Source organism: Acidovorax sp. sif0632, from assembly GCF_019218805.1.
Classification (GTDB): Bacteria; Pseudomonadota; Gammaproteobacteria; order Burkholderiales; family Burkholderiaceae_C; genus Acidovorax; species Acidovorax facilis.
On record NZ_JAHUWW010000012.1, the window covers coordinates 1 to 18,310 of the forward strand.

Sequence of the window (18,310 nt, forward strand, 5' to 3'; positions counted from 1 at the left end):
GTTTTCTTTGCTTTCCCGACTTAGCTGCGATCAGCTGAGCCTTAAATTCTAGCACAGTTTTTGAAGAACTGTCAAACTTTTGAAAACTTTTTGTTTTCATCACTTTTCAAACCCAGCATCTTGCGACACCCTGCTTTACTTAGCGAAGCCTTGAATTATATACCGGTTTTTACACCACCTACAACCCAAAACCAAACTTTCTTCTTCCACCTTCTCGACATCAGCAGCAACAGAGCCTAGACCCCATCACCACCCACATCTTCAGCATCACCGCATTTCTGCAGAACCGCCTCAGTAGCGAAGCCCTCGACTATAGCACTAATTCAGAGAGGCTCGAAAGAGATAGGGACGAAAATTCAGCAGACTACGGGGCAGAGGACGTCAATGCAGCCTCCAGGGCCTCGATGAACAGGGAAGCGACATCGCACCCCGTCTGGTCAAAGATCTCCTGGAAGCAGGTGGGGCTCGTGACATTGATCTCGGTAACGCAATCGCCGATCACATCAACTCCAGCCAGCAGCAGGCCCCGCGCCTGAAGCACAGGCCCCAAGGCGTTACCGATTTCCCAGTCCCGTGTCGACAACGGCTTGGCAACACCCTTGCCTCCGGCAGCCAGGTTGCCCCGGACTTCGCTGCCTTGCGGGATGCGCGCCAGGCAAAAAGGCACTGGTGCCCCCCCGATGATGAGGACACGTTTGTCGCCTTCGACGATTTCCGGCAAGAACTTCTGAACCATGACACTTTGCGCGCCGTGGCGGTTCAGGGTTTCGGTAATGCTTCCCAGGTTGAGCCCATCCGAGCCCACGCGGAAGATTCCCATGCCGCCCATGCCATCGAGCGGCTTGAGAATGATGTCCCCGTGCTCTGCATGAAAACGCTGAATGTCTGCGGCATCCCGCGTCACCAGAGTGGGCCCGATGAATTCCGGAAACTCCATGATCGCCAGCTTCTCCGGGTGGTCGCGCAGCGCACGGGGCTTGTTGAACACACGGGCGCCGTCACGCTCAGCCTGCTCCAGCAGGTGTGTCGCATAGAAATACTCGCTGTCGAAAGGCGGGTCCTTGCGCATCAGCACAGCGTCGAAGCTAGCCAAGGGTGCACTGCGCTCGGGCTGTGCGGCGTACCACTGCACCGGGTCTGCTGTCAGTTGGATGTCGCACACACGGGCCGTCACCTTGCTGCCACGCTGCCAGGTAATGTGCTGCGGCTCGCACACCGCCAAGGTGTGCCCGCGCCGCTGAGCCTCGCGCATCATGGCGAATGTCGTGTCCTTGTAGATCTTGAAGCTTTGCAGGGGATCGGCAATGAAGAGCAGTTTCATGGTGTCGGGTCAGAAAGGTGTGCAGGTGCTGCCAACGGCAGATCACTTGCAGGCAGATAAGAAGAACAGGGAGCGACGAATGCAGTGCGCCGTGTACCTCACGCTGGTGAACGCCTGTACTGTTGCACAAATAGCGCAAAGCTGCCCGCGACACCTCCCCAGAAAGCCGATCCGACTCCCGCAAATACCACGCCGCTGAGCGTCACCAGAAACGTAGAAGGTGTCGCACTGTAGATTTGAGGCCGCCAAGCGCCAGGGCCTGAAAACACTCAAAAAACAATTAGCTCAAATCTCGATCTTGGAGCCGAGTTCGACCACTGCGTTGTTCGGCAGGTGCAGGAAGTCTGCCGCGCCGCTGGCGTTGTGGTGCATCTGGGCAAACAGCTTTTCGCGCCAGGGGGCCATGCCGCCGCCCATGGTGGGGATGACCGTATCGCGCGAGAGGAAGTAGCTGGTCGTCATGGCCTCCAGCTCGCAGCCCCGGCCGCGCAGCAGCTCCAGCGCGCGGGGTACGTCGGGGTCGTTCTTGAAGCCGTAGTGGATCACCACCTGCCAGCAGTCGTGGCCCAGCGGTTCGACCTGCAGGCGCTTGTCCAGCCCGATCCAGGGGGTTTCGTGGTTGTGCACCGTCACAAAGAGGTTCTGCTGATGCAGCACCTTGTTGTGCTTGAGATTGTGCAAAAGCGCATTGGGCACCGCGCCGGTTTCGGCAGTGAGGAACACTGCGGTGCCATCCACGCGCGTGGGCGGACTGACGAACACCGACTCCAGGAAGTCCTTGAGGTCGATTGCGTCGGCACGCAACTTGTCATTCAGCAGGCGGCGCCCTTCCTTCCACGTCATCATCAACGAGAACACGATGCCCCCAATCAGCAGCGGGAACCAGCCGCCCTGGAACAGCTTGAGCAGGTTGGACGCAAAAAACGCCAAGTCCACCACAAAGAAACAGCCGGTGGCCGCAATACACAACGCCAGCGGGTAGCCCCAGCCATAGCGGATTACGAAGAAAGTCAGCGTGGTGGTGATCAGCATGTCCAGCGTCACGGCAATGCCGTAAGCCGCAGCCAGGTTGCTGGACGAGCGGAACATCACCACCGCAAGAACGATGGCGGCGAACAGCCCCCAGTTGACCAGCGGCATGTAAATCTGCCCCGTGTCGCGCACGCTGGTGTGCTGGATATTCAGTCGGGGCAGGTAGCCCAACTGAATCACCTGCTTGGTCACGCTGAAGGCGCCAGTGATAAGGGCTTGCGACGCGATCACCGTGGCCATGGTGGCCAGCACCACCAGCGGGATCAGCGCCCAGTCAGGTGCCATCATGTAGAAGGGGTTCTTCACGGCTTCGGGCTCGGCCAGCAGCAGTGCGCCCTGGCCAAAGTAATTGAGCGTGAGCGCCGGCATGGCCACGCCAAACCAAGCCAGGCGAATGGGCCGCTTGCCAAAGTGGCCCAGATCGGCATACAGGGCCTCGGCGCCGGTCACGCACAACACCACCGCACCCAGGATGATGAAGCTGGTGCCCGGGTTGGCCCACATGAACCCGACCGCATGGTGCGGGCTCAACGCCCAGAGGATTTCGGGGTGGCCCACGATGTGGGAGACCCCCAGGAGGGCAATGCTGAAAAACCACACCAGCGTGATGGGCCCGAAGAACTTGCCGATCCCGCTGGTCCCGCGCTTTTGTACGGCAAACAGGCAAAACAGCACGACCAGTGTGATGGGAATCACGTACTGCTTGAAGTGGGGCGAGACCACCTCAAGCCCTTCCACCGCCGACAACACCGAAATGGCGGGGGTGATGACGCCGTCACCATAAAACAGCGAGGTGCCGAAGATGCCCACTGCCAGCAGCACGCCACGCAGCCGGGGTTTGTCCTTCACGGCCTGCGAAGCCAGGGCCAGCATCGCGATCAGCCCGCCTTCGCCATGGTTGTCGGCGCGCAGCACCAGCACCACGTATTTCAGCGAAACAATGACGGTCAGCGTCCAGAAGAAGATCGAAAGAATGCCGTAGATGTTGTCTTGCGTGAACGGCACATGGCCGGACCCGAACACTTCTTTGACGGCATACAGCACACTGGTGCCGATATCGCCATACACAACACCGATGGCGCCCAGCGTGAGCGCTGCGAGCGATGACTTGGAGCTTTGCACTGACCGCACCCGGCACACAAGGGTCGCCGGGTTCCGTTACTTTTGGGAACGCTATTGTGCGCTTGCGCCCGATCAAGCGCCTGGAGGCCACACCCTATGTTGCAACGCAGCAACTCACCCTTGGCAGTCGTGGGCCGACGTGGCAGGCAGCGTCCCCTGGCTGGCAGGAACGCGCCGTGGGCAATTCAGGGAAGAGGCTAGTCGTACACCTCGGCGTCGGGGTTGGTGGCCTCCAGCTCATAGCTGGCTGCCAGCATCGCCAGGCGGCCCACCACGCCATACATATAGAAGCGGTTAGGCGCACTCACCCCCGGGCGCACGCCAGGCTGGGGCATGTGGGTGCTGTGCTCAAAGGCCAGCGGCACGAAGCTGGCGCCCGGTGCATTGAGGTTTTCGTCCACGCCGCGCTCGGCATGCATGCGGTAGAAGCCGCCCACAACGTAGCGGTCCATCATGTAGACCACAGGCTCGGCCACGGCCTCGTGCACACGCTCTTGGGTCAACACGCCTTCCTGGATGATGAGGTCGTTGACCGGCTGGCCGTCCTTGATGACGGCCATCTTGTTCTTGGTCTTGCGATTGACCGCATCCAGCTCCTTGGCATCGCGCACGGTCATGATGCCCATGCCATAGGTGCCGTTGTTGGCCTTGACGATGACAAACGGCTTTTCGTTGATGCCGTATTCCTTGTACTTGCGACGCACCTTGGTCAAAAGCGCATCCACCGTGGTCTGCAGCTTGTCCATGCCTTTGTCTTCGGCAAAGTCCACCTCGTCGCACTGGCTGTACATGGGGTTGATGAGCCAGGGGTCGATGCCCAGCATCTTGCCAAAACGCTTGGCCACCTCTTCGTAGTTCTTGAAGTGGGTACTCTTGCGGCGCACGCTCCAGCCCGCGTGCAGCGGCGGCAGCAGGTACTGCTCGTGGATGTCTTCCAGGATGCCGGGGGCGCCGGCCGAGAGATCGTTGTTGAGCAGGATGGTGCAGGGGTCAAAGTCCTTGAGGCCCAGGCGGCGCTTGGTGCGCACCACGGGTTCCAGCGTCACGGTGTCGCCGTTGGGCAGCTCGATCAGCGTGGGCTTCTTGATTTCGGGGCTGATGGAGCCCACGCGCACGTTGAGCCCGGCCATGTTGAAGATGCGCTGCAGCTGCACCACGTTGGCCAGGTAGAAGGTGTTGCGTGTGTGGTTCTCCGGAATGATCAAGAGGTTGCGCGCCTCGGGGCAGATCTTCTCGATGGCAGCCATGGCGGCCTGCACGGCCAGGGGCAGCATCTCCTTGGTCAGGTTGTTCCAGCCGCCGGGGAACAGGTTGGTGTCCACGGGCGCGAGCTTGAAGCCGGCATTGCGGATGTCCACCGAGGTATAGAACGGCGGCGTGTGCTCCATCCACTCCAGCCGGAACCAGCGTTCGATGGCGGGCATCGAGTCGAGAACGCGCTGTTCGAGTTCGTTGATCGGCCCTGTCAGGGCCGTGATGAGATGCGGAACCATGGGAAGCCCTCAGAGGAGACGGGAACGATTGCAATCCATTGTAGGGTTGGGGCGTGACCGGCCTTCGCAAGCCCGCCGGGCGGATTTTTCGGGCTGCCCCCGCTCAGCGCCGCCAAAACGCCGGGGTGAGCAAGGCCATGAAGCTCAGAATCTCCAGCCGCCCCAGCAGCATGGCCAGGGAGCACACCCAGATCTGGAAATCGGTCAGCACGGCGTAGTTGGACGCAGGCCCCACGCTGCCCAGGCCTGGGCCCGCACAGTTCACGCTGGCCAACACCACGGAAAAAGCCGTCACCGGGTCCAGATCGGTCAACAGCATGACCATGCTGAGCCCGAAGATGGTGCCCCCATAGACCAGCATGAAGGCCAACACCGAAAAGATCACTCGGTTGTCCACCACGGCATCGCCTAGCCGCACGGGCTGCACCGCGCGCGGATGCACCAGCCGGTTCATCTCGCGGCGCGCCTGCTTGACGAGAATGAGCATGCGCACCATCTTGATCCCGCCGCCCGTGGAGCCGGCACTGGTGGCCACGCCCGACAGCAGTAGCATGAACACGGGCGCAAACACCGGCCAGGCGAGGTAGTCCACCGTGGCGTAGCCGGTGGTGGTGGCCAGCGACACCAGGTTGAACATGCCGTGGCGCAGCGCATCGAGCGGCCCATACACGCCCTTGGCCCACAGCAGCAGAGCCACCACCAGCCCGCCGCCGATCAGCGCAAACAGCGTGGCCCGCAGCTCCGGGTCACGCCAGAAACCACCCCAGTGGCCCTTGCGAAATGCCACAAAGTACAGCGCAAAGTTGCAGCTGGCCACCAGCATGAAGAAGATGCAGATCACCTCCAGCAGGGGCGACTGGAAGTAGCCAAAGCTCAGGTCGTGCGACGACAGCCCGCCCAGGCTCACGGTGGTGAACATGTGCATCAGCGCATCCAGTGGCGCCATGCCCCCGGCCCAGTAGGCCAGGCCGCACAGCGTGGAGAACAGCGCATACACCCCCCAGAGCCCCTTGGCCGTACCGGTCATGCGCGGCGTGAGCTTGGTGTCCTTCAGCGGCCCGGCCGCCTCGGCCTTGAACAGCTGACTGCCACCCACCCCCAGCAGCGGCAGCACGGCGACGGCCAGGATGAGGATGCCCATGCCGCCCATCCACTGCAAAAAGGTGCGCCACACGTTGACCGACACCGGCAAGGCGTCCAGGCCCGCGAGCACGGTGGAGCCCGTGGTGGTGAGCCCCGACACAGCCTCGAAGTAGGCATGCGTGAACGACATCGGCTGCCCGGTGTAGTGCCCCGCCAGGATCAGAGGCAGCGCGGCCGAAAGGGGAAGCAGCATCCACACCAGCGAGACCAGCATCACGCCATGGCGCGGTTGCAGTTCTTGCCGGAACAACCGCAGCCGCCACCACAGCCAGGCCCCCGCCAGCATCGTGGCCCCCATGGACAACGGGTACACAAACCAGACACCATCGCCCGTCCACAAAGACACCGCCAGCGGCAGCCCCATGGCCAGCGCAAAGATCATGATCAGGATGCCCAGCACCCGCAAAACGGGAAACATGTCCGTCATGGTGATCTCGCCAAGCCTGGGGTCGGGTCAGAAAAAGGTCGCGCTCACGCGGAAGAGCTTTTCCACGTCACGTACCCGCCGCTTGTTGGGCAGGAAGAACACCACATGGTCGTTGCTCTCGATCACCGTCGCGCTGCGCGGGATGATGACCTCGGGCTCGCGTGGGTGGCCCGGGACAGGGTCGGAGGCATCGGGCAGCCCGCGCACAATCAGGCCGATGTGCACGTCGCGCAGCAGCTGCAGCTCGCTGACCTTGCGGCCCACCACGCGCGAGCTTTTGCGGTCGCCGCGCGCCACGATCTCCAGCGCCTCGGCCACGCCACGGCGCAGACTGTGCACGGCCTGCACATCGCCCTGGCGCACATAGGCCAGGAGCTCGCCCAGCATGGCCTGCGCGGGCGACAGCGCAATGTCGATCTGCGTGCCGTGCATCAGATCGGCATAACTGCGGCGATTGATGAGCGCCAGCACGCGGCTGGCGCCCATGCGCTTGGCCAGCAGGCACGACATGATGTTGTCCTCGTCATCGTCGGTGAGCGCGAGGAAGAGGTCCACCTCCTCGATGCCTTCATCACCCAGCAGGTCTTCATCGGTGGTATCGCCCTGCAGCACCAGCACGTCTGAGGGCAGCGCCGACGCCAGTGCCACGCAGCGCTCGGCATGGTCTTCAATGATCTTGATGTGAAAGCGCCCTGGCGTCTGCGCCAGTTGCCTCGCCAGGCGCAAGCCCACCCCACCGCCGCCCGCAATCATGATGCGGCGCACCGGCTGGGCCTGCTGCGAGGTAGGGCGGTGCAAGGCCGCCAGCACCTGGGAAATGTGCTCATGCGCCGCCAGCACAAACACCTCGTCGCCCGGCTCGATACGGGTGGCGCCGTCGCAGGCGATGAAGCGATCGGGCTCGTCGGCAAAACGGCGGTAGATGGCCACCATGCGCATCGCCATCTCGGGCGCACGCTCGCGCAGCTCGCCAATCGTGGGGCCCACCATGGGCGCACCGGGCCGAGCCCGGCCCGACACCAGGCAGGCGCGGCCGCCCGCAAACTCGCGCACCTGCATGGCCTCGGGGTATTCGATCAGCTTGCCGATGTAGCGGGTCAGGGACTCTTCGGGGCAGATGATGCGGTCCACGCCAAAGCCCTCGGGGCCGGTCAGCCGCTCATCCAGCGTGAATCCGTTGGAACGCACCCGCGCGATGCGCTTGGGGATGTTGAACACCAGCTGCGCCACCTTGCAGCACACCAGGTTGGTCTCGTCCTGTGCAGCGCAGGCGATCAGCAGATCGGTGTCCTCGGCGCCCGCCTCGGCCAACACGGCCGGTTCGATGCCATTGCCCACCACACCGCGCAGGTCAAAGCGCGACTCCAGGTCGCGCAGGCGGGCGGCATCGGTGTCGATGACGGTGATGTCATTGCGCTCGGACACCAGGCTGTCTGCCACGCTCTGGCCCACACGGCCCGCGCCGAGGATGATGATTTTCATAAGAAATTGGGCCTTAGCGCTTTACAGGTAAGCGCTAGCAGCTATGAAACAAGGAGCAAATCACCCCCGCACCTCACCCTCGCCCAGCACCACGTACTTGAGTGAGGTCAGCCCTTCGATGCCCACCGGCCCACGCGCATGGAACTTGTCGGTGCTGATGCCGATTTCGGCGCCCAGGCCGTACTCAAAACCATCGGCAAACCGCGTGCTGGCGTTCACCATCACGCTGGCCGAATCCACCTCGCGCAGGAACTGCTGGGCGTGCATGTGGTCACGCGTCAGGATGGCATCGGTGTGGTGGCTCGAATAGTGGTTGATGTGGGCAATGGCCTCGTCCACACCGGCCACCACCTTCACGCTGATGATCGGGGCCAGGTATTCCTCACTCCAGTCCTGCTCCGTGGCGGGGGTGAGGAGTGCGCCAGGCACGTCGGCCAGCAGCGCCAGCGACTCGGGGCAACCGCGCATCTCCACGCCCTTGGCGGCGTACACCACGCCGATCTGGGGCAAGAATTCGGCCGCCACCCCGCGCGCCACCAGCAGGCCTTCGCTCGCGTTGCAGGGGCTGTATTTGTTGGTCTTGGCGTTGTCGGCCACCTTCACCGCCATGGCGATGTCGCAGGGGTCGTCCACATAGGTGTGGCAGTTGCCGTCCAGGTGCTTGATCACGGGCACCTTGGCATCGCGGCTGATGCGCTCGATCAGCCCCTTGCCGCCGCGCGGGATGATCACGTCCACAAACTGCGGCATGGCAATCAGCTGGCCCACGGCCTCGCGGTCCGTGGTCTGCACCAGCTGCACGCCGTGCTCCGGCAGGCCCGCCTCCGCCAGTGCCTGCTGCACCAGCTTGGCCAGCGCCTTGTTCGAATCAATCGCCTCGGAGCCACCACGCAGGATGCAGGCATTGCCGCTTTTGATCGACAGCGACGCGGCCTCGATGGTCACATTGGGGCGGCTCTCGTAAATCATGCCGAACACGCCAATCGGCACGCGCATCTGGCCCACGCGGATGCCGCTGGGCTGCTGCTTCATGCCCAGGATCTCGCCAATGATGTCGGGCATGGCGGCGAGCTGCTCGCAGCCTTCGGCGCAGGTCTCCAGCACCTTGGGGCTGAGCTTGAGGCGGTCCACCATGGGCTCGGACAGGCCGTTGACTACAGCGCGCTCCAGGTCTTTGGCGTTGTCGATCTGCAGCGCAGCCACGTTCTCACGCAGCAAGCGGGCCAGCGCCTTGAGCGCTTTGTTTTTGATAGCTGCTGGCGCTTTGGCCATCAGCGCAGAGGCCGTTTTGGCCTGGAGACCGAGAGAATGCGTGTATTCGGCGACGTTGAGAGCGTTCATCCGGCGATTTTGCCGCACTTGGCTTTACCCTTGCGGCCTTGCCCTACTCGCATATCCTTGGCCATGACCACCACCGCCCCCGCCCAGCTCGTCGCCCTGACCGAAGCCTTGCAGGCCTTTGAACGCGGCGACCACACCGCCGCCACCCTGAGCACCCTGGCCCGCCAGCAAACCACCCTGCTGGCCGCCCTGCCCCCACGCTACGGCGAGGTGCTGCTGAACCTGCTGGACCGGCTGGAGTCGAGCGCGCTGTTTTCGGAGGAAAGCTGCTCATTCAGCCAGAAGGATCTGGTGGCCAACCTGCGGATGTGGGCGGACAAAGCGCGCGGGGTGCTGGAGCAGCCCTGAAGCCCACGGGCACACAAAGTCACCACTACATCTTTGATAGCTACTTGCGCTTACTGGATAAGCGCCAGAGGCCAAAAACACTCAAATTTATCGGCCAACCTTACCGCGCGGCCTGGGTCAGCCTGCACACCTGCAACGCAAGTCTCTGCAGCGCCTGCCACCCGTCCGTGGGCCAATCGGGCTGCTTGAGCCCCTTGACGATGCCGTCCACGATATGCGCCGACTGCAGCAGGCGCGCCAGCGCCGCGTCGCTGGCCCTGGGCAGGATGCGTTCGTACAGCTTTTCCTTGGCGCCCCACACCCGGTTTTCGCGCAGGGCCATGGGCAGAGGGCGGCCGGCGTTCATGGCGTCTTTCACGCGCTTCAAGGCACGGATGTCTTCGGCCAGCGCCCAGTGCACCAGCACTTCGGCCTCGCCCTCGGCCTGCAGGCCGTCGAGCATGCGCTGCACGCGGGCGGTATGGCCTGAGAGCACGGATTCAGAGAGCTTGAACACGTCGTAGCGCGCCACGTTGAGCACAGCGGCTTCGACCTGGGCCTGTGTCAGCTCGCCGGGGGGGTGGAGCAATGCGAGCTTTTGGATCTCCTGGTGGGCGGCGAGCAGATTGCCCTCCACCCGGTCGGCAAAAAACTGCAGCGTGCGCTGGCCTTCCTCGCCCGCCACCACGCGCTGGCCCTGGGCAGCCAGGCGCTGGGCGATCCACTGCGGCAGCATGCCGCGCTCGATGGGGTCGATCTGGATCGAGGTGCCGCTGGATTCCAGCGCCACAAACCATGCGCCCGTGCGTGTGGCCTTGTCCAGGCGCGGCAACATCACCAGCGTGAGCGTGCTGTCGTTGCCCTTGGCGGATTCAGCAATCTGCTGCAGCGCCACGCCACCATCCTTGCCGGGCTTGCCCGAGGGGATGCGGATCTCGACGATCTGCTTGTCGGCAAACAGGCTCAAGCTGCCGCCAGCTGCCAGCACAGCGCTCCAGTCAAAGTGAGCGCCTGCTACCGTGTACGAGGTGCGTTCGGTATAGCCCTGGGCACGGGCCGTGGCGCGGATGGCGTCTGCCGCCTCCTGCTGCAGCAGGGGCTCGTCGCCATGCAACACGTAAAGCGGCGACAGGCCCCGTTGAAGATGCGGTGAGAGTTGGGCCAGGGCGACTTGCATGCGGCAAAGTTTATCGCCTGGGCAGGCCCGGCACTGTGCACATTGCCAGCAAATGCCCTCACAGTGCACAAGAGAGACCGCGAACTAATCAGCTGCAGTGCTATTCACTGGCGCCCAAAGCCCCGAGAATTCCCCCGGGGCGCGTACACGCGCCCGTACCGACATCGACTGCCTTCCCAGAAAGCCCCCGCACCATGCCACCCAACGCCCTGCGCAGCGCCCAGCCCACCAGCCTGATCGGCGCCCCCACAGACATAGGCGCCGGGGCGCGCGGCGCCTCCATGGGGCCCGAGGCCCTGCGCGTGGCGGGCCTGCAGACAGCGCTGGAGTCGCACGGACTGCAGGTGTTTGACCGGGGCAACTTGAGTGGCCCCGCCAACCCGTGGCAGCCGCCCGTGGACGGTTACCGACACCTGCCCGAGGTGGTGGAGTGGAACCAGCGGGTGTTTGACGCCGTGTATGCCGAACTGCAATTGGGCCACCTGCCCATCCTGCTGGGTGGCGACCACTGCCTGGGCCTGGGCAGCATCAGCGCCGTGGCCCGCCATTGCGCGGAGGTGGGTAAGAAGCTGCGGGTGCTGTGGCTGGATGCCCATGCCGACTTCAATACCAGTGCACTCACGCCCAGCGGCAATGTGCATGGCATGCCCGTGGCCTGCCTGTGCGGGTTCGGCCCCGAGGCGCTGACCGGGCTGGCCCGCATGCCGGGCGGTGGCGCAGCGCTGCACCCGTCGCAGATCCGGCAGATCGGCATCCGCAGCGTGGACGCGGGCGAAAAGCGCTTTGTGCATGAGCAGGGCCTGGAGGTGTTCGACATGCGCTACATCGACGAGGTGGGCATGCGCCAGACCATGCAGCAGGCGCTGGCCGGGCTGGATGCACACACCCACCTGCATGTGAGCTTTGATGTGGACTTTCTGGACCCCGACATCGCGCCCGGCGTTGGCACCACGGTGCCGGGAGGCCCCACCTACCGCGAGGCGCAGTTGTGCATGGAGATGATTGCCGACAGCGGGCGCCTGGCCTCGCTGGACATTGTGGAACTCAACCCCGCGCTCGATGTGCGCAACCGCACGGCGGTGCTGGCGGTGGACCTGGTGGAGTCGCTGTTTGGCAAAAGTACGCTCATGCGGACATCCCCCTGAGCACCTGCGCCTCGCCCATCACGAACGCCCGGCACGGCGCTGTAGCTGCCTGCTGCTCTGCGCTACCGCCAAGAGGCCACAGCCCCACGCCTGGGCTCAGCGCTTGGCCGCTGCCAGGCGGCGCATAAGCTGCTGCACCAGGTCGGTCCGCATGTTGCGGTAGAGCAGTGCTTCCTCAGCCTCCTTGGCCAGGGCGATGGTTTCGTTGTAGCTGATGTCGCGCTGCTGCAGCAGCTCGGTCTCGGGAATCAGTTCGGCACCTGCCGGGGTACGCAGCCGGAACCTGATGCGCAGGCGCAGCTGCAGTTCGCGCACCTGGCCCGAGGCATTGAGCCCCACCACCGCGCGCTCCTGCTGCTCCTGCAGCACATCCAGAATGGCATCGGCCGTGGGCATGGCCGCCGGGTCGCGCAGCAGCTGCAGCTTGCCGCCCGAACCCTCCAGCGTGCGCTGCAACTCCCGCGCGAGGGGCGAGCCTGCAGGTGCTGCGATGTAGAGCGAGTCAAACCCGAACTCGGGCACGCCCCGCAGCCGAAATCCGCAAGCGGACAGCAGGGCCACGGGCGCGAGGGAGAGCAGTGTGCGCTTGTTCATGGGGGCTATACCACCACGTTCACGAGGCGGCCAGGCACCACAATGACGCGCTTGGGTGCAGCGCCTGCAGCCTGGGCCACAAACGCCTCGCTGGCCAGGGCAATGCGTTCGATCTCGGCCTTGTCAGCCTGCGCGGGGACATGGATGGAGCCGCGCAGCTTGCCGTTGACCTGCAGCATGAGCTCGATCTCGTCCTGCACCAGCGCGTTCGCATCGACCTGGGGCCAGGGTGCATCCAGCAGGTCGCCCAGTTCGGCCGCGTAACCCAGGCCGCTCCAGAGGCTGTGCGCAATGTGGGGGGTGGCCGGGTACAGGCAGCGCAGCAGGATGCCAAAGCCTTCGATCAGCGCCACCTGGGCACCAGCCGAGTCGGTGGCCTTGAAGTCTTCGAGCGCGTTGATCATCTTCATCGCGCCGGAGACCACGGTGTTGTACTGCATGCGCTGGTAGTCGTAGTCCACCTGCTTGAGCACGGTGTGGATCTCCAGGCGCAGGGCCTTGGCTTCTTTGCCGAATTCAACGTCTTTTAGGCTGTTGGCGCTTGCCACGCTTGCGCTTGCAGCTCCCATATCCATAGCAGACAGCTTGAGGCCAAAGTTCCACACCCGGCGCAGGAAGCGGTAGCTGCCTTCCACCGCAGCGTCGTTCCACTCCAGCGTGGCCTCGGGCGGTGCGGTGAACATGGTGTACAGGCGGGCGGTATCGGCGCCGTACTTCTCGATCAGGTCCTGCGGGTCCACGCCATTGTTCTTGGACTTGGACATGGTGCCCACGCCCTCGTAGTCGATGGGCGTGCCCACGGGCAACATACCGTCGCCGCTGGTGGCTTCGTTCTTGAGCTTGGCGCCGATGATCTTGCCGCCTTCGTCCAGCACGTGCTCCACATCGTGCGGCCAGAAGTAGTCCTTGCCGCCCTTGGCGGTGCGGCGGCTGTAGATGTGGTTGAGCACCATGCCCTGCGTGAGCAGCTTGGTGAAGGGCTCATCGACCTTGACCAGGCCCAGGTCGCGCATGACCTTGGTCCAGAAGCGGGCGTACAGCAAGTGCAGGATGGCGTGCTCGATGCCGCCGATGTACTGGTCCATCGGCATCCAGTAGTCGGCACCGCCCGCCACCATCGCGTCGGCGTTCTTGGGGTCGCAATACCGCATGAAGTACCACGAGCTGTCCACGAACGTGTCCATGGTGTCCGTCTCGCGGCGGGCAGGCTTGCCGCACACGGGGCAGGTCACGCCCGCGTGGAAGCCTTCGTGCTTGTGCAGCGGGTTGCCCGAGCCGTCGGGGATGCAGTCTTGCGGCAGCACCACGGGCAGGTCTTTTTCGGGCACGGGCACGGCGCCGTGTTCATCGCAGTGGATGATGGGGATCGGAGTGCCCCAGTAGCGCTGGCGGCTCACGCCCCAGTCGCGCAGGCGCCAGGTGGTCTTCTTCTCGCCCAGGCCCTTTTGCTCCAGCGCATGGGCCACGGCGTTCACGGCTTCCTTGTACGACAGGCCGCTGAAGCTGTCGGAGTTGATGGTCACGCCGCGTTGCTTGTCGCCGTACCAGTCGTTCCATTGGTGGTAGTCAAAGTGTTCGCCATCGACCAGCACCACCTGCTTGATCTCGATGCCGTACTTGAGGGCAAACGCGAAGTCGCGTTCGTCGTGCGCGGGCACGCCCATCACGGCGCCGTCGCCATAGCCCATGAGCACGTAGTTGCCGACCCAGACCTCGACCTTCTCTTCGGTCAGCGGGTGGGTGACGAACAGGCCCGTGGGCACGCCCTTCTTCTCTTGCGTGGCCAGCTCGGCCTCGGTCGTGCCGCCGCTCTTGCATTCTTCGATGAAGGCCTTGAGCGTGGGATTGGTTTTGGCGGCATGGGCGGCCAGCGGGTGCTCGGGCGCCACGGCGCAGAAGGTCACGCCCATGATGGTGTCGGCGCGCGTGGTGAACACGTACATCTTGCCGTCGCCGATCAGTGCACCGTCGTCGCCTGCAATGTCGTGCGTGAACGCAAAACGCACGCCTTCGCTCTTGCCGATCCAGTTCTCCTGCATCAGCTTGACGCGCTCGGGCCAGCCGGGCAGCTTGTCGCCGGTGACGAAGTCCAGCAGCTCTTCGGCGTAGTCGGTGATCTTGAGGTAGTAGCCGGGGATCTCGCGCTTTTCGACCACCGCACCCGTGCGCCAGCCCTTGCCGTCAATCACCTGCTCATTGGCCAGCACGGTCTGGTCCACCGGGTCCCAGTTCACGACCTGGGTCTTGCGGTAGGCAATGCCCTTTTCGAGCATTTTCAGGAACAGCCACTGGTTCCACTTGTAGTACTCGGGGTCGCAGGTGGCCACTTCGCGGCTCCAGTCGATGGCCAGGCCCATGGCCTGCATCTGCTTTTTCATGTACGCGATGTTTTCGTACGTCCACTTGGCAGGGGGCACACCATTCTTCAGCGCCGCGTTTTCAGCGGGCAGGCCAAACGCATCCCAGCCCATGGGCATCAGCACGTTGTGGCCGTTCATGCGCAGGTAGCGCGTGAGCATGTCGTTGATGGTGTAGTTGCGCACGTGGCCCATGTGCAGCTTGCCGCTGGGGTACGGCAGCATCGAGCAGGCGTAGAACTTCTTCTTGTTGGCGTCTTCCGTCACGCGGTAGGCATCGGTGGCGGTCCAGTGGCCGTGGGCGGCGCGCTCGACGTCTTGGGGAGAGTATTTGTCTTGCATGGGGGCTCGGGGGTGAGAGGGAGGTGCAGCCGCAGGGCCGCGCTGCGCAGATTTTAGGCTGTCAGGCCCCGCCTTCCGCGCCTGCCGCCGCCAGCGGCCTGTGCAGACCGGCTGGCACGGCAGCGCACGGCGGTTTCAGGGGGCCTTGGCAGGGGCAGACGGCGCGCCTGCGGCCGGTGGCTCGGCCACAAAGCCGATGCGCTGCAGCCCGGCCAGATGCGCTGCGCCCATGACCTCGACCACGCGCCCGTAGGGAACTGCGGCGTCAGCGCGCAGCTGGATTTCGGTGTCGGGCCGTTCGGCGCCGATGCGGCGCAGGCGCTCAGCCAACGCGCTCTGCGACAGTGGCTGGTCGTCCAGAAAGGCTTGGCCCGACGCATCGACCACAAGGGTAACGAACTGCGGCGCACTACCGGGCGTGGCGCCCTCGGAGCGTGGCAGGTCGAGCCGGATGGAGCTGGCCAGCAGCGGTGCCGTGAGGATGAAGATAACCACCAGCACCAGCATCACATCGACCAGCGGCGTCATGTTGATGTCGCTCATGGGCTGTGGCCCGGTGGTGCGTTCGAGTCTGCCGAAACTCATGCCCCCACGCTCCCCATGGGGGCTGACCCGCCTTGGGGCGGCCCGGCGGCGGGTCGGCTCGCATTGCTCAGACCTTCTGTGGTGCCTGCCAAACTCTGGAGTGCCGCCGTGTCAATGACCAGTTCGCGCAGGTCGCGCGCAAACCCTTCCAGGTCCGCCTCGATGCGGCCGATCAGCCGCCCAAACACGTTGTAGGCCAGCACCGCGGGGATGGCCACGGCCAGCCCGGCCGCCGTCATGACCAGGGCCTCGCCCACGGGGCCGGAGACGCGGTCGATGGTGATCTGGCCCGCGCCCGCCATGGCCGTCAGCGCATGGTAGATGCCCCACACGGTGCCCAGCAGCCCCACGAACGGCGCGGTGGAGCCCACCGTGGCCAGCAGCACCTGGCCAAACTGCAGGCGCCCCAGCACGCCATGCAGGGCATCGCGCAGCACCCGGGTCAACCGCTGAGACAGGCTGCCCGCGCTGGCCAATGAGGCCGGGGCATCGGGCAGAGAATGATTTGCTATTGAATTTGCAGCAACCACCAGAGGCAAGACCAGCGCAGCGCGGTCAAAAGACTGCAAACGTTGTGCTGCAACCTCCATGGATGGCGCCTGCCAGAACGCCGCAGTGCTGCGGGCCACATCGGCACTGGCCTGGCGCATGAGCCGCAGCTTCCAGACGATGACCACCCAGCTTGCCACCGACATGGCCAGGAGCACCAGTGCGGCACCCTGCGTGACGGCGTCGCCCTGGCGCCACCAGTGGAGAGCGTCCATCAATACCTCGCTATTTGGCGCATCGCCCGCAACTGGCGCGCCCGAAGCCAGTGCCACCGTGGAACTGGCTGCGCCAGGCCACGGGTGGCGTCCCCCTGCAGGGGGAAGATGCGAAGCATCTCAGGGGGTTTCTCATTGCAGACCGAGCACGTCGAACATGTCGAACATGCCCGTCTTGTGCCCAGCGAGGAACCGCACCGCCCGCAGGCTGCCCTGTGCGTAGGTGGAGCGGCTGGAAGACTTGTGCGTGATCTCGATGCGCTCGCCGATGCCCGCGAACAGCACGGTGTGATCGCCCACGATGTCACCACCCCGGATGGTGGCAAAACCGATGCTCGACGGATCGCGCTCACCAGTGACACCTTCGCGGGCGTACACGCCACATTCCTTGAGGTCGCGCCCCATGGCTTCGGCAATCACCTCGCCCATCTTGAGCGCGGTGCCCGAGGGCGCATCCACCTTGTGGCGATGGTGGGCTTCGATGATCTCGATGTCGTAGCCCGTGGCCATGGCCTTGGCCGCCATCTGCAGCAGCTTGAGGGTGACGTTCACGCCCACACTCATGTTGGGCGCCATGACGATGGCGGTGCGCTGGGCAAAGACGGCAATCTCGGCCTTCTGCGCATCGGTGAAGCCCGTGGTACCCACCACGGCTTTTACCCCGAGTTCGCAGCACACGGCCAGGTGGGCCAGGGTGCCCTCAGGGCGTGTGAAATCAATCAGAACGTCGGCGTTTTTCAGGCCCGCAGCAATGTCGGCCGTGATGGCAACACCGCTGGCATGGCCCAGAAACGCGGTGGCGTCCGAACCGATGCCGGGGCTGGACGGCACGTCCAGCGCGCCTGCCAGCACACAGTCGTCACTGGCGCGAAGGGCCTCGATCAGCATGCGGCCCATGCGACCGGATGCACCGGCAACGGCAACACGGAGGGGGCGCGAGGGCGTGGATGCGGGGGCAGGCGAAGGGGTCCCTGTCATGAGTGTCCTGTACGTTGTCGTTGGCTTTGAAGTGAGGCGGGCATCGATCTACCCGTTGCCCCACCGGCCAGATCGCGAAAATCAGCGTGCTGGGGCTTCCAGCGGCGGGTAGCTGACAGAAGCAGGCTCCAGCGGGGGCGCTGTCGGGGAGGCAGATGGCCGTTGCGACGCAGGGTAGCGGGCCAGTTGCTCCGGTGTGGCCTCCAGCACGGGCACCTTGCTTTTGGAGCCACGCGAGCCCAGTGTGGCCACGAACTCGGTCTCTGTGGGCATGGGATCGCCTTCGGAGCGGTCCAGCCCATCGCCCTTGAAATACACGGTCAGCTTGCGGGTCTGGGCTTCTTCACCGGGGCGCTTGAGCGTGAACACGTATTCCCAGCGGTCTGCATGGAACAGGCTGGTGACCAGCGGCGTACCGAGGATTTCACGCACCTGCTGGCGGCTCATGCCGGGCTGGAGCGCCTCGACCTGCTCGCGCGACACAAAATTGCCCTGCACCACAGCGATTTTGTAGGGAGTGACAATGCTGGCAATGCGGGTACTGGCACCATCCAGGCTACTGCAACCGGCCAGGGCGGCCACGCTGGCACCGACCAAAAGGACCAGGCCCAGGCGGGCGCTGAAACGGGCTTTGACGGGCATGGGTAAAAGGGCTGAGGATATGATCGCCCCATTGTAGC

15 protein-coding genes are annotated in these 18,310 nt (G+C 64.3%); 2 read left to right on the top strand and 13 right to left on the bottom strand.

The genetic code is table 11. The annotated features are described in order from the left end of the window. Window positions 1-364: 364 nt before the first annotated feature. From gshB to KW832_RS25090, 6 genes are all read right to left on the bottom strand, one after another. Entirely contained in the window at window positions 365-1,321 is a 957-nt protein-coding gene (gshB, locus tag KW832_RS25060; protein WP_218301911.1) for a glutathione synthase, read from the bottom strand. A gap of 285 nt (window positions 1,322-1,606) precedes the next feature. Continuing rightward, the gene (locus KW832_RS25070) at window positions 1,607-3,475 is read right to left on the bottom strand and encodes a potassium transporter Kup (RefSeq protein ID WP_121421466.1); all 1,869 of its coding nucleotides are present in this window, start codon (window positions 3,473-3,475) and stop codon (window positions 1,607-1,609) included. Window positions 3,476-3,672: 197 nt separating this feature from the next. Continuing rightward, on the bottom strand, window positions 3,673-4,968 hold the full coding sequence (gene gshA / locus KW832_RS25075; RefSeq protein WP_055395416.1) for a glutamate--cysteine ligase: 1,296 nt from the start codon (window positions 4,966-4,968) through the stop codon (window positions 3,673-3,675). Between the two features lie 103 nt (window positions 4,969-5,071). Further along, entirely contained in the window at window positions 5,072-6,538 is a 1,467-nt protein-coding gene (locus KW832_RS25080) for a TrkH family potassium uptake protein (RefSeq protein WP_055395418.1), read from the bottom strand. Window positions 6,539-6,565: 27 nt separating this feature from the next. Continuing rightward, the gene (gene trkA, locus KW832_RS25085) at window positions 6,566-8,020 is read right to left on the bottom strand and encodes a Trk system potassium transporter TrkA (protein WP_218301910.1); all 1,455 of its coding nucleotides are present in this window, start codon (window positions 8,018-8,020) and stop codon (window positions 6,566-6,568) included. 60 nt (window positions 8,021-8,080) lie between these two features. Beyond that, on the bottom strand, window positions 8,081-9,361 hold the full coding sequence (locus KW832_RS25090; protein WP_218301909.1) for a glutamate-5-semialdehyde dehydrogenase: 1,281 nt from the start codon (window positions 9,359-9,361) through the stop codon (window positions 8,081-8,083). Between the two features lie 63 nt (window positions 9,362-9,424). On the opposite strand from KW832_RS25090, the gene KW832_RS25095 reads away from it, so the two are divergent. Then, on the top strand, window positions 9,425-9,709 hold the full coding sequence (locus KW832_RS25095) for a hypothetical protein (protein ID WP_156358621.1): 285 nt from the start codon (window positions 9,425-9,427) through the stop codon (window positions 9,707-9,709). 100 nt (window positions 9,710-9,809) lie between these two features. Here the strand turns inward: KW832_RS25095 and holA are convergent, their stop codons facing one another. Next, on the bottom strand, window positions 9,810-10,865 hold the full coding sequence (holA, locus tag KW832_RS25100) for a DNA polymerase III subunit delta (RefSeq protein ID WP_218301908.1): 1,056 nt from the start codon (window positions 10,863-10,865) through the stop codon (window positions 9,810-9,812). Between the two features lie 194 nt (window positions 10,866-11,059). On the opposite strand from holA, the gene rocF reads away from it, so the two are divergent. Continuing rightward, the gene (gene rocF / locus KW832_RS25105) at window positions 11,060-12,010 is read left to right on the top strand and encodes an arginase (RefSeq protein WP_218301907.1); all 951 of its coding nucleotides are present in this window, start codon (window positions 11,060-11,062) and stop codon (window positions 12,008-12,010) included. A 96-nt stretch (window positions 12,011-12,106) separates the two neighbouring features. Here the strand turns inward: rocF and lptE are convergent, their stop codons facing one another. The 6 genes from lptE to KW832_RS25135 form a co-directional block, all read right to left on the bottom strand. Further along, window positions 12,107-12,604 (bottom strand): LPS assembly lipoprotein LptE, encoded by a 498-nt coding sequence (gene lptE, locus KW832_RS25110; RefSeq protein WP_055395428.1) that lies wholly within the window; start codon window positions 12,602-12,604, stop codon window positions 12,107-12,109. 5 nt (window positions 12,605-12,609) lie between these two features. After that, complete coding sequence (leuS, locus tag KW832_RS25115) at window positions 12,610-15,303, bottom strand: leucine--tRNA ligase (protein WP_218301906.1); 2,694 nt, start codon at window positions 15,301-15,303, stop codon at window positions 12,610-12,612. Between the two features lie 135 nt (window positions 15,304-15,438). Continuing rightward, a complete protein-coding gene (locus tag KW832_RS25120) occupies window positions 15,439-15,888 on the bottom strand; it encodes a biopolymer transporter ExbD (protein WP_176887395.1) in 450 nt (149 codons plus the stop codon). Next, window positions 15,885-16,652, bottom strand: a complete 768-nt coding sequence (locus tag KW832_RS25125; RefSeq protein WP_218301905.1) for a MotA/TolQ/ExbB proton channel family protein — start codon at window positions 16,650-16,652, stop codon at window positions 15,885-15,887. Before KW832_RS25125 ends, KW832_RS25120 begins: the two co-directional genes overlap by 4 nt. Window positions 16,653-16,784: 132 nt before the next feature. Next, entirely contained in the window at window positions 16,785-17,630 is an 846-nt protein-coding gene (gene dapB / locus KW832_RS25130; RefSeq protein ID WP_082437324.1) for a 4-hydroxy-tetrahydrodipicolinate reductase, read from the bottom strand. A gap of 81 nt (window positions 17,631-17,711) precedes the next feature. After that, complete coding sequence (locus KW832_RS25135; RefSeq protein ID WP_218301904.1) at window positions 17,712-18,272, bottom strand: outer membrane protein assembly factor BamE; 561 nt, start codon at window positions 18,270-18,272, stop codon at window positions 17,712-17,714. Window positions 18,273-18,310 lie beyond the last annotated feature (38 nt).

Coding starts and splice junctions, on each gene's coding strand:
- gshB (WP_218301911.1), bottom strand. CDS start 1,321: ATGAAACTGCTCTTCATTGCCGATCCCCTGCAAAGCTTCAAGATCTAC.
- gshA (WP_055395416.1), bottom strand. CDS start 4,968: ATGGTTCCGCATCTCATCACGGCCCTGACAGGGCCGATCAACGAACTC.
- KW832_RS25080 (WP_055395418.1), bottom strand. CDS start 6,538: ATGACGGACATGTTTCCCGTTTTGCGGGTGCTGGGCATCCTGATCATG.
- trkA (WP_218301910.1), bottom strand. CDS start 8,020: ATGAAAATCATCATCCTCGGCGCGGGCCGTGTGGGCCAGAGCGTGGCA.
- KW832_RS25090 (WP_218301909.1), bottom strand. CDS start 9,361: ATGAACGCTCTCAACGTCGCCGAATACACGCATTCTCTCGGTCTCCAG.
- KW832_RS25095 (WP_156358621.1), top strand. CDS start 9,425: ATGACCACCACCGCCCCCGCCCAGCTCGTCGCCCTGACCGAAGCCTTG.
- holA (WP_218301908.1), bottom strand. CDS start 10,865: ATGCAAGTCGCCCTGGCCCAACTCTCACCGCATCTTCAACGGGGCCTG.
- rocF (WP_218301907.1), top strand. CDS start 11,060: ATGCCACCCAACGCCCTGCGCAGCGCCCAGCCCACCAGCCTGATCGGC.
- lptE (WP_055395428.1), bottom strand. CDS start 12,604: ATGAACAAGCGCACACTGCTCTCCCTCGCGCCCGTGGCCCTGCTGTCC.
- leuS (WP_218301906.1), bottom strand. CDS start 15,303: ATGCAAGACAAATACTCTCCCCAAGACGTCGAGCGCGCCGCCCACGGC.
- KW832_RS25120 (WP_176887395.1), bottom strand. CDS start 15,888: ATGAGTTTCGGCAGACTCGAACGCACCACCGGGCCACAGCCCATGAGC.
- KW832_RS25125 (WP_218301905.1), bottom strand. CDS start 16,652: ATGGACGCTCTCCACTGGTGGCGCCAGGGCGACGCCGTCACGCAGGGT.
- dapB (WP_082437324.1), bottom strand. CDS start 17,630: ATGACAGGGACCCCTTCGCCTGCCCCCGCATCCACGCCCTCGCGCCCC.
- KW832_RS25135 (WP_218301904.1), bottom strand. CDS start 18,272: ATGCCCGTCAAAGCCCGTTTCAGCGCCCGCCTGGGCCTGGTCCTTTTG.